This is a genomic window from Micrococcus sp. KRD012, assembly GCF_017168555.1.
GTDB lineage: Bacteria > Actinomycetota > Actinomycetes > Actinomycetales > Micrococcaceae > Micrococcus > Micrococcus luteus.
On sequence record NZ_JABFBB010000020.1, the window covers coordinates 68178 to 78309 of the forward strand.

10 protein-coding genes are annotated in these 10132 nt (G+C 72.0%); 2 read left to right on the forward strand and 8 right to left on the reverse strand.

Features of this window, described 5'->3' with window-relative positions; genetic code table 11:
* Together map and ppgK are read left to right on the forward strand one after the other, a co-directional pair.
* Positions 1–815: type I methionyl aminopeptidase (gene map / locus J1M37_RS08415; RefSeq protein WP_036339950.1), on the forward strand; the 815-nt coding region annotated here is incomplete at its 5' end.
* A gap of 21 nt (positions 816–836) precedes the next feature.
* Positions 837–1661 (forward strand): polyphosphate--glucose phosphotransferase, encoded by an 825-nt coding sequence (ppgK, locus tag J1M37_RS08420; RefSeq protein ID WP_036339941.1) that lies wholly within the window; start codon positions 837–839, stop codon positions 1659–1661.
* A 158-nt stretch (positions 1662–1819) separates the two neighbouring features.
* Here ppgK and nrdR read toward each other — a convergent pair whose 3' ends face one another.
* The 8 genes from nrdR to J1M37_RS08460 all read right to left on the reverse strand — a co-directional run bounded on the left by nrdR (position 1820) and on the right by J1M37_RS08460 (position 10130).
* A complete protein-coding gene (gene nrdR / locus J1M37_RS08425) occupies positions 1820–2314 on the reverse strand; it encodes a transcriptional regulator NrdR (protein WP_002855838.1) in 495 nt (164 codons plus the stop codon).
* Positions 2315–2357: 43 nt separating this feature from the next.
* Positions 2358–5954, reverse strand: coding sequence for a DNA polymerase III subunit alpha (gene dnaE, locus J1M37_RS08430; protein WP_049146940.1), 3597 nt, complete (start codon positions 5952–5954; stop codon positions 2358–2360).
* A 107-nt stretch (positions 5955–6061) separates the two neighbouring features.
* Complete coding sequence (locus tag J1M37_RS08435) at positions 6062–7024, reverse strand: RluA family pseudouridine synthase (protein WP_095353835.1); 963 nt, start codon at positions 7022–7024, stop codon at positions 6062–6064.
* Between the two features lie 4 nt (positions 7025–7028).
* The gene (lspA, locus tag J1M37_RS08440; protein WP_095353834.1) at positions 7029–7499 is read right to left on the reverse strand and encodes a signal peptidase II; all 471 of its coding nucleotides are present in this window, start codon (positions 7497–7499) and stop codon (positions 7029–7031) included.
* Positions 7500–7555: 56 nt separating this feature from the next.
* Positions 7556–8155 (reverse strand): DivIVA domain-containing protein, encoded by a 600-nt coding sequence (locus J1M37_RS08445; protein ID WP_095353833.1) that lies wholly within the window; start codon positions 8153–8155, stop codon positions 7556–7558.
* 139 nt (positions 8156–8294) lie between these two features.
* Positions 8295–8591, reverse strand: coding sequence for a YggT family protein (locus J1M37_RS08450; protein WP_010078509.1), 297 nt, complete (start codon positions 8589–8591; stop codon positions 8295–8297).
* 7 nt (positions 8592–8598) lie between these two features.
* A complete protein-coding gene (gene sepF, locus J1M37_RS08455) occupies positions 8599–9231 on the reverse strand; it encodes a cell division protein SepF (RefSeq protein WP_206452439.1) in 633 nt (210 codons plus the stop codon).
* 110 nt (positions 9232–9341) lie between these two features.
* On the reverse strand, positions 9342–10130 hold the full coding sequence (locus J1M37_RS08460) for a YggS family pyridoxal phosphate-dependent enzyme (RefSeq protein WP_061867225.1): 789 nt from the start codon (positions 10128–10130) through the stop codon (positions 9342–9344).
* Positions 10131–10132: the final 2 nt, after the last annotated feature.

Genomic DNA, 10132 nt, shown 5'->3' on the forward strand with positions numbered 1-10132 from the left:
CGCCCGTGCCGGCCGCGATCCCGCGCCCCGAGTACGTCGGCAAGGCCACCCCGGACGAGGGCAACGCCTCGGACGTCTACGACGCCGCCGGCATCGAGCGGATCCGCGCCGCCGGCCGCCTGGCCGCGCAGGCCATGGAGCACACCGCCGCCCACATCCGCCCGGGCGTCACCACGGACGAGCTGGACCGGATCGCGCACGCCTTCCTCGTGGAGCGCGGCGCCTACCCGTCCTGCCTGGGCTACCGCGGCTTCCCGCGGTCCATCTGCACCTCGATCAACGAGGTCATCTGCCACGGCATCCCGGACGGCACCGTCCTGGAGGACGGGGACATCGTCAACCTGGACATCACCGCGTACCTGGACGGCGTCCACGGGGACCACAACCGCACCTACCTGGTCGGCGACGTGGACGAGGAGTCCCGGCTGCTCGTCGAGCGCACCGAGGAGGCCCTGCGCCGCGGCATCCGCGCCGTGAAGCCCGGCCGTCAGGTCAACGTGATCGGCCGCGCCATCGAGTCCTACGCCAAGCGCTTCGGCTACGGCGTGGTGCGCGACTTCATCGGCCACGGCGTGGGCGTGGACTTCCACTCCGGCCTCGTGATCCCCCACTACGACGCGGCCCCGGCCCACGACCGCCTGCTCGTGCCCGGCATGGTGTTCACCATCGAGCCGATGCTCACCCTCGGCACGATCGAGTGGGACCAGTGGGACGACGGCTGGACCGTGGTGACCCGCGACCGCCGTCGCACCGCGCAGTTCGAGCACACGATCGTGGTCACGGACGACGGCGCGGAGATTCTCACGCTGCCGTGACCCGGCACTAAGCTGGGGGCCGTGACGACGCACACCAGCACCGCCCAGCGCTCCTCCAAATACCCCACGACGATCGGCATCGACGTCGGGGGGACCGGCATGAAGGGCGGCCTGGTCCGCCTCGGGTCGGGGCCGAAGGCGGGCACCCTGCGCGGGGACCGCTTCCGCATCCCCACGCCGCAGCCGGCCATGCCCGAGCCCGTGGCGGCGACCCTGGCGGCCATCACCGCCGAGCTCGACGGGCGCGAGAAGGCGCCGAAGCCCTCCGCCCCGCTGGGTGTGTGCTTCCCCTCGATCGTCAAGGACGGGGTGTGCCTGTCCGCGAACAACATCGACCACTCGTGGATCGGCACGGACCTGCGCGGCAGGTTCGAGGAGCACCTGCGCCGCCCCGTGACCGTGGTCAACGACGCCGACGCGGCCGGCCTCGCGGAGGCCCGCTACGGGGCCGGGCGGGGCGTGCGCGGCCTGGTGCACGTGATCACCCTCGGCACCGGCATCGGCGGCGCGATGATCCACGACGGCGTGCTCGTCCCGAACTTCGAGGTCGGCTCCCTGGAGCTCGACGGCGTGATGGCCGAGTCGCGGGCCTCCGCGAAGGCCCGGGAGCGCGATCAGCTCAGCTGGGCCGAGTACGCCGAGCGACTGCAGCGCTTCTTCTCCCACGTGGAGCGGATCTTCTCGCCCGACCTGTTCATCGTCGGCGGCGGCATCTCCAAGCGGCCGGACGACTACCTGCCGCTGCTGCGCCTGCGCACCCCGATCGTCCCGGCCCAGCTGCAGAACAACGCGGGCATCGTGGGCGCCGCCCTGGCCGCGCACGGCTCGCTCGCCGACGGCAACTGAGGGCGCAGACACCGAGGGCGGTTCCGGCTTCCCCTCCGGAACCGCCCTCGGCAGTCTTGCCGGGCCGACCGAGGTCGACCCGGGGATCACTGTAGCGCCTGGAGGCCGTGCGCACCACTGCAGCGTCGATCCCGGCCGCGCCGTCGCATCGGCCCAGGTCAGCGGGTGAACAGCCGCGGCTGCACGGCGGGACGGCCGCGGTCGTCCCCGTCACCGGCCCGGAGCTCCGCGATGGCCTCCTCGAAGTCGTCGAGGGACTCGAAGTCCCGGTAGACGGAGGCGAAGCGCAGGAAGGCCACCTGGTCGAGACGGCGCAGCGGATCGAGGATGGCCAGGCCGACGTCGTGGGCGTCCACCTCGGCGTTGCCCGTGGCACGGACCGTCTCCTCGACCTCCTGGGCGAGCATGGCCAGGTCGTCGCTCGTCACCGGCCGCCCCTGGCACGCCTTCCGGACGCCGTTGATCACCTTGGAGCGGTCGAACGGCTCCGCCACCCCGGAGCGCTTGACGACGGTCAGGGCGGTGGTCTCCATGGTGGTGAACCGCTTGCCGCAGGCCTGACACTGCCGACGCCGACGGATGGCGGAGCCGTCGTCGAGGGAGCGTGAATCCACCACGCGCGAGTCCTCATGACGGCAGAACGGGCAGTGCATCAGCTCTCTCCTCCTGGGCGGGGCACTCCCATGCTACGTCCGCTCAGCCGAGGCAGGCCGGACCCAGCAGGATCTTGAGGTCCCCGAACAGCGCCGGGTTCGGGCTCACCCGGAACTGCGGGCCCAGCTGGAACTCCTGCGTGGCACGCTGGCCCACCAGGGACAGCCGCACCTCCGAGGAGCCCTCGTGGGTGCGCAGCACGTCCGCCAGCTGGCCCATGACCTGCTCCGTGGCCTTGAACGCGGGCAGCGTGATCCGCACGGGGCCGCCGGGGCCGTCCGAGAGCTCCGGGATGGTCAGCTCCATCGCCGACAGGGACACCGACCCGTCGTCCCGGCGCTGCACCCTGCCCTTGACGGCGACGACGAGGTCCTCGGCCAGCATCATCGCGATGGGCGCATACACCTGGCCGAAGAACATGACGTCCATCGAGCCGCCGAGGTCCTCGATCTCGCAGCGCGCGTACGCGTTGCCCGAGGACTTGGCGATGCGGCGCTCGAGCGTGGTGATCAGGCCCGCGATGGTGACGATCGCGCCGTCGGCGGGCCCGTCGTCGTCGAGCACGCGGGTGATCTGGACGTCGGCGTGCTGGGCCAGGACGCCGTCGAGGCCCTGCAGCGGATGGTCGGACACGTACAGGCCCAGCATCTCGCGCTCGAACGCGAGCTTCTCCTTCTTCGCCCACTCCGGCAGGTCCGGGACGGCGACGCCGTCCGCGGCGTCGGAGTCGTCCTCGTCGCCGCCGCCGAGCGCGAACAGGTCGAAGGTGAACTCGCCGTGATCCTCCTTGCGCTTCTGCGCCACGGTGGCGTCCACGGCCTCCTCGTGCACGGCCAGCAGGGCGCGGCGGGCGTAGCCGAGGGAGTCGAAGGCGCCGGCCTTGATCATGGACTCGATGGTGCGCTTGTTGCACACCACGAGCGGCACCTTCGCCAGGAAGTCGCCGAAGCCCGTGTACGAGCCCTTGTCCTCGCGCGCCTGGACCATGCCCTTGACCACGTTGGCGCCCACGTTGCGGACGGCGCCCATGCCGAAGCGGATGTCCCGGCCGACGGGGGTGAAGGTCAGGTGGGACTCGTTCACGTCCGGGGGCAGCACCGTGATGCCCATGTGGCGGCACTCGTTGAGGTACATGGCCAGCTTGTCCTTGTCGTCGCCCACCGAGGTGAGCAGCGCCGCCATGTACTCCGCCGGGTAGTGCGCCTTGAGGTAGGCCGTCCAGTAGGAGACCAGGCCGTAGGCGGCCGAGTGCGCCTTGTTGAACGCGTAGTCCGAGAAGGGCAGCAGGATGTCCCACAGGGCCTTCACCGCGGCCTCCGAGTAGCCGCGGTCCAGCATGCCCTGGTGGAACGCCTCGTACTGCTTGTCCAGCTCCGACTTCTTCTTCTTGCCCATCGCGCGGCGCAGGATGTCGGCCTGGCCGAGCGAGTAGCCCGCCACCTTCTGGGCGATCGCCATGACCTGCTCCTGATACACGATCAGGCCGTAGGTGGTGTCCAGGATCTCCCGCAGCGGCTCCTCCAGCTCCGGGTGGATCGGGGTGATCTCCTGCTGCCCGTTCTTGCGCAGCGCGTAGTTGGTGTGCGAGTTCGCGCCCATGGGGCCGGGGCGGTACAGGGCGATGGTCGCCGAGATGTCCTCGAAGTTGTCCGGGCGCATCATCTTCAGCAGCGAGCGCATGGGGCCGCCGTCGAGCTGGAACACGCCGAGGGTGTCGCCGCGGGCCAGCAGCTCGTAGGCCGCCGGGTCGTCCACGTCGAGGGTCTCCAGGTCCAGGTCCACGCCCTGGTTCGCCTTCACGTTCTCGAGCGCGTCCGAGATGATCGTGAGGTTGCGCAGCCCCAGGAAGTCCATCTTGATCAGGCCCAGGGACTCCGCCATCGGGTAGTCGAACTGGGTGATGACCTGGCCGTCCTGGAGACGACGCATGATCGGGATGACGTCGATCACCGGCACCGAGGACATGATCACGCCGGCCGCGTGCACGCCCCACTGCCGCTTCAGACCCTCGAGACCCTTGGCGGTCTCGAAGACCTCCTTCGCCACCGGGTCCGTGGCGATCAGCTCGCGGAAGGGCGCGGCCTCCCCGTAGCGCGGGGCCGCGGGGTCCTCGATGTCCTTGAGCGGGATGTCCTTGGCCATCACCGCCGGCGGCAGCGCCTTGGTGAGGGACTCGCCCATCGAGAACGGCTGGTCCATCACGCGGGCCGAGTCCTTCAGGGCCTGCTTGGTCTTGATGGTGCCGTACGTGACGATCATGGTGACGCGCTCGTCGCCGTACTTGCGGGTGACGTAGTCGATCACCTCGGAGCGACGGCGGTCGTCGAAGTCGACGTCGAAGTCGGGCATGGACACGCGGTCCGGGTTGAGGAACCGCTCGAAGATCAGCCCGTGCTTGAGCGGGTCCAGGTCCGTGATGCGCAGCGCGTACGCCACCATCGATCCGGCGCCCGAGCCACGGCCCGGGCCCACCCGGATGCCGTTCTCCTTGGCCCAGTTGATGAAGTCGGCCACGACGAGGAAGTACCCGGGGAAGCCCATCGAGATGATGACGTCCAGCTCGTAGTCCGCCTGCTTGCGCACGTGGTCCGGCACGCCGTCCGGGTAGCGGTAGGCCAGACCGGAGGCGACCTCCTTGATGAGCCAGCTGGTCTCGTCCTCGCCCTCCGGCGTGGGGAAGACCGGCATGTAGTTGGCCTTCGTGTCGAACTCGACCTCGCACCGCTCGGCGATGAGCAGCGTGTTGTCGCAGGCCTCGGGCAGCTCCGCGAAGAGCTCGCGCATCTGCCGCGGGGACTTCAGGTAGTACTCGGTGCCGGAGAACGCGAAGCGGGAGCCGCCCTGGTCGTAGCTGGGCTCGTTGAGCTTCGAGCCCGACTGCAGGGCCAGCAGCGCCTCGTGCGCCTTGGCGTCGTGCTCGTGGGTGTAGTGCAGGTCGTTCGTGGCCACGAACGGCAGGCCCAGGTCCTTGGCGAGCCGGCGCAGGTCCGTCATCACCCGGCGCTCGATGTCGAGGCCGTGGTGCATGATCTCGCAGTAGTAGTTGTCCTTGCCGAAGATGTCCCGGAAGTCCGAGGCCGCCTGCATCGCCTCCCGGTACTGGCCCAGGCGCAGGCGCGTCTGCACCTCGCCGGAGGGGCAGCCCGTGGTGGCGATCAGGCCCTTCGAGTACTGGCTCAGCAGCTCCCGGTCCAGCCGCGGCCACTTGGCGTACACCGAGTCCAGCGAGGCGATCGAGCCCATCCGGAACAGGTTGTGCATCCCCTCGGTGGTCTCGCTCAGCAGCGTCATGTGCGTGTACGCACCGCCGCCGGACACGTCGTCCCCCCGCTGGTGGGGCTCGCCCCAGCGGGTCTTCTCCTTGTCCGTGCGGTGCTGCTGCCCGGGGGCCACGTAGGCCTCGAGCCCGATGATCGGCTTGACGCCCGCCGCCTTCGCCTTGGACCAGAAGTCGTAGGCGCCGAAGAGGTAGCCGTGGTCCGTGATGGCCAGCGAGTCCATGCCCAGCCGCTGAGCCTCGGCGAACAGGTCGTCCAGCTTCGCGGCGCCGTCGAGCATGGAGTACTCGGTGTGCGTGTGCAGGTGGACGAAGCCGCCGTCCTTCACGGCGTCGGGGCGGGCGTCGGCGGACACGGTCATGCGGGGTGGGCCTTTCGACGGGGAGGACGGCAGGGCCGCACCAGCCTACTCGTGGTGCCCGGGCGGCGGGGCCGGACCGGGACGGGGGTCACATCGACGGTGCAGGCTCAGTCCTCGTCGCCGCGCAGCGCCGCCAGGGCGTGGGCGAGGTCGTCCGGATACGGGGAGGTGATCGTCACCGGCTCCCCCGTGACCGGGTGCGGGAACGCCAGGCGGTGGGCGTGCAGCCACTGGCGGGTCAGCCCGAGCTCGGCCGCCAGGCGCGGATCCGCCCCGTACGTGAGGTCGCCGACGCACGGGTGGCGCAGCGCCGAGGTGTGCACGCGGATCTGGTGGGTGCGCCCGGTCTCCAGGTGGACCTCGAGCAGGGTGGCCCGGCCGAACACCTCGAGCGTCTCGTAGTGGGTCACGGACGGCCGGCCGTCCTCGAGCACCGCGAACTTCCAGTGGTGGCCGGGATGCCGCCCGATGGGCGCGTCCACGGTGCCGCTCAGCGGGTCCGGGATGCCCTGGACCACGGCGTGGTAGACCTTCTCCGGCACGCGCTCGCGGAACTGGTCCTTCATGGCCGTGTAGGCGCGCTCGGTCTTGGCCACGACCATGACCCCGGTGGTGCCGACGTCGAGCCGGTGCACGATCCCCTGGCGCTCAGGGGCGCCCGAGGTGGTGATGTCGTAGCCGAGGGCGGCCAGGGCGCCCACCACGGTGGGCCCGACCCAGCCCGGCGAGGGGTGCGCGGCCACGCCGGTGGGCTTGTCCACGGCCACCAGGTCCTCGTCCTCGTACAGGATGCTCAGCGCGTCCACGCGCTCTGCCCTCACTTCCAGGGGGTCGGGGTCGTCGGGGACGTCGACGGCGAGGGTCTCCCCCGCCACGGCCTTCGCGGACTTGGCCAGGACGCGGTCCCGGCGGCCGGAGCGCGACTCGGCCCGCACCAGGCCCCGGGAGAACCAGTCCGCCAGCAGCGAGCGGGAGACGCCGAACGCGTCGGCGAGCACCGCGTCGACCCTCCGGCCCGCCGCGGCCTCGGTGACCTCGAGCCGCTCGGTCAGTCCCGGTCTCATGCCCATGTCCTCACGCCTCCCGTGTGCCGTCCAGGCGGCGGCCGGTCATCACGAGCAGGGCGACGCCGATGACGGAGCAGACGATGAACGAGTCCGCCACGTTGAAGATCGCGAAGTGCGGCACGGAGATCATGTCGACCACGTGGCCGCGCCCGAACGCCGGGGGCCGGAACAGCCGGTCCGTGAGGTTGCCGAGCACGCCGCCGGCGAGCCCGCCCAGCGCCAGGGCCCACGGCGTCGAGCGCACGCGGGCGATCCCGACGAGGGCGGCGACCGCCACCACGGCTTGGATGATGGTGAACACCCAGGTGTGGTCCTCGCCGATGGAGAAGGCCGCGCCCGGGTTCAGGATGTAGTGCCAGCGCAGCACCCCGGGGATCACCGTGACGGAGTCCCCCAGCTGCATCGTGCTCTCGACCGCGTACTTGGTCAGCTGGTCGAGGGCGTAGGCCAGCACCGCCACGATGAGGGCGGTGAGCACGGCTCGCCGGCCCGCGCGAGGGGATCGCGGGGCCGGCGCGGCGTCGACGGCTCGGCTCACGCCGTGGGTGCGGGGGGCTCGACGCGCTTCTGGGCGCGGATCTCCCGCAGCTGGCCCTCGATGTAGGAGGTGAGGCGGCTGCGGTAGTCGGTCTCGAAGCTGCGCAGCTGTTCGACCTCGCCCTCCAGACCGGCCTTCTCCTCGGCCAGGGCTTCGAGGGTGCGGGCCTTCTGCTCCTCGGCGTCGCTGACGAGCCGGGCCGCGGTGGCCTCGGCCTCGGCGACGAGCTCGGTGCTGCGCTGCTCGCCCGCGGCGACGTGCTCGTCGTGCAGCCGCTGGGCCATGGCCAGGACGCCGGCGGCGGAGGTCGCGGCCGCGTCGGCGGACTCGGGGGCGGCGGCCGGGGCCGACTCCTCGGCGGAGGCCGGGGTCGCGGCGGCCTGCGGGGTGTCCGCAGCGGGGCCGGCGGCCGGGGCGGCGCCGCCGGCGCGCAGCTCCGCGTTCTCGGACTCGAGCTGCTCGTTGAGGGCGATCAGGCGCTTGAACTCCGCCACGATCTCGTCGAGGAAGTCATCCACCTCGGTCTGGTCGTAGCCCTCGCGGAACTTCGTGGGCTGGAACTGCTTGTTGACCACGTCTTCCCAGGACAGCGCCATGGAACCGTCTCGCTCTCTGCTCGGTGCTCGGGGACGGCCGGGCGGCCCGGCGCGTCGGCGGTCGGCGCGCCGGTGAGGGGCGGCGCCGATCCTGCCGCGAAGACTACCACCGGGGCCGACAGCCGCCCCGGGCCGCGGGTCAGGCCACGCCGGCCAGGCTCAGCACCAGGACCCGCAGCAGGACGACGCCGAGGAACACGATGAGGAAGGCCACGTCCAGGCCGATGCCGCCCAGGTTCACCGGCGGCACGGCACGACGCACGGGGCGCAGCAACGGGTCGGTGGCCCCGTACACGCCGCTGGCCAGCACGAGGGCCGCCCCGGTGGGGCGCCAGTGGCGGGCGAACGACTGCGTGACGTCCAGGACGATCCGCACGGTCAGCGCCGCGAGCACCACCGTCAGGGCGATGTAGGCGAGGGCGAGGAGCAGCTGCATGGGCGCCTCAGTCGCCGTCGAACGGGGAGTCGGCCGCGCCGGACTCGCCCTGCTCGGCGCCGACGACGTCCACGGTGGCCGGGGTCAGCAGGAACACCTTGCTGGTGATGCGGGAGATCGAGCCGTGCAGGCCGAAGACGAGGCCGGCCGCGAAGTCCACGAGGCGCTTGGCCTCGTTCTCACCGAGGTCGGTCACGTTCATGATCACGGGGACGCCGGAGCGGAAGGCCTCGCCGATCGCCTTCGCGTCGTTGTAGGAGCGGGGGTGGACGGTGGACAGGGTGTGCACGGAGGCTCCTTCGGCAGACGACGCTGCGGCTCGCTTGATGGGGGTCACCGGGGCCCGGTAGCCCGGCTCGGCCGGCTCGGGACGCGCCGGACGCCGGGGTTCGACGGGATCGGCCGCGGTGGAGCCGGACGGGGTCACGGGCTCCGGCCGCTCGGCCGGCTCGGGATCGCGGACCGCAGTCGGGCGGACGGCCTCCATGTGGGGGTCGGTGTCCGGCTCCGCGGGGCGGCGCGCCTCGACGACCTCGTGTCGGGGCGCGGTCTCCCGCTCGGTGGCACGGGGCTGCTCGTCGTACTCGTCGCCGTCGGCCAGGCCGAGGTAGATCATCGTCTTCTTCAGGGCACCAGCCATGAGTCTTCCTTCACCACGTCCTCCGGCCCCGGGGGCCGCCGTCGTTCGTCGTCGGTGCGCGTGCGTCCGCACGGTCCTGTCGCGTCCCGCCGGGACGCGCGGGGTCAACGTTAGCCCACCGCGTCCCGGGCCCCCAGAACGTCGGAGCCGATGCGCACCTGTGTCGCCCCGGCGCGCACGGCCGCCTCGAGGTCCGCGCTCATCCCCATCGACAGCGCGGTGGCCTCCGGATGCGTCTGCCGCACGCGCGCGCCGAGAGCGGCGAGCCGGCGGAACGCGTCCTCCGGGTCCAGGCCGCGCGGTGCCACGCACATCAGCCCGCCCAGCCGCAGACCCGGCAGGCCGGCGACGACGGCCGCGAGGGCGGCGACGTCCTCGGGGCGGGCGCCGCCGCGCGGACCGATCCCCTCGGGACGGTCCTCGTCGGCGCGGTCGTCGACGTCCACCTGCACGAGGCACTCCAGGTCGGGGATCGCGGCCTCGGGCTCGCGCTCGCGCCGCAGCACGAGCGCCCGCGAGAGCGCCTCGGCCAGTTCGGGTCGGTCCACCGACTCCACCACGGACGCGTAGCGCACCACGTACTTGGCCTTGTTGGTCTGCAGCTGGCCCACGAAGTGCCAGCGCGGGGCGTCCGCCCCCAGGGCCGCGGCGACGGCCTCGGCCTTGGGCCGGGCCTCCTGGTCGCGGTTCTCCCCCACGTCGGTCACGCCGAGCGCGGCGAGGCGCACGACGTCCTCGGCGGGGTGGGTCTTGGTCACGACGACGAGCGCGGGCTCCGCCTCGCGCCCGGCGTCCCGCGCGGCGTCGGCGATGCGGGAGTGCACCGCGGCGAGCGCGTCGGCGATCTCCCGGGCGCGGGGGTCCGTCGGGGTCGGCCCGGCGGTGGCGGGGGCGGTCATGC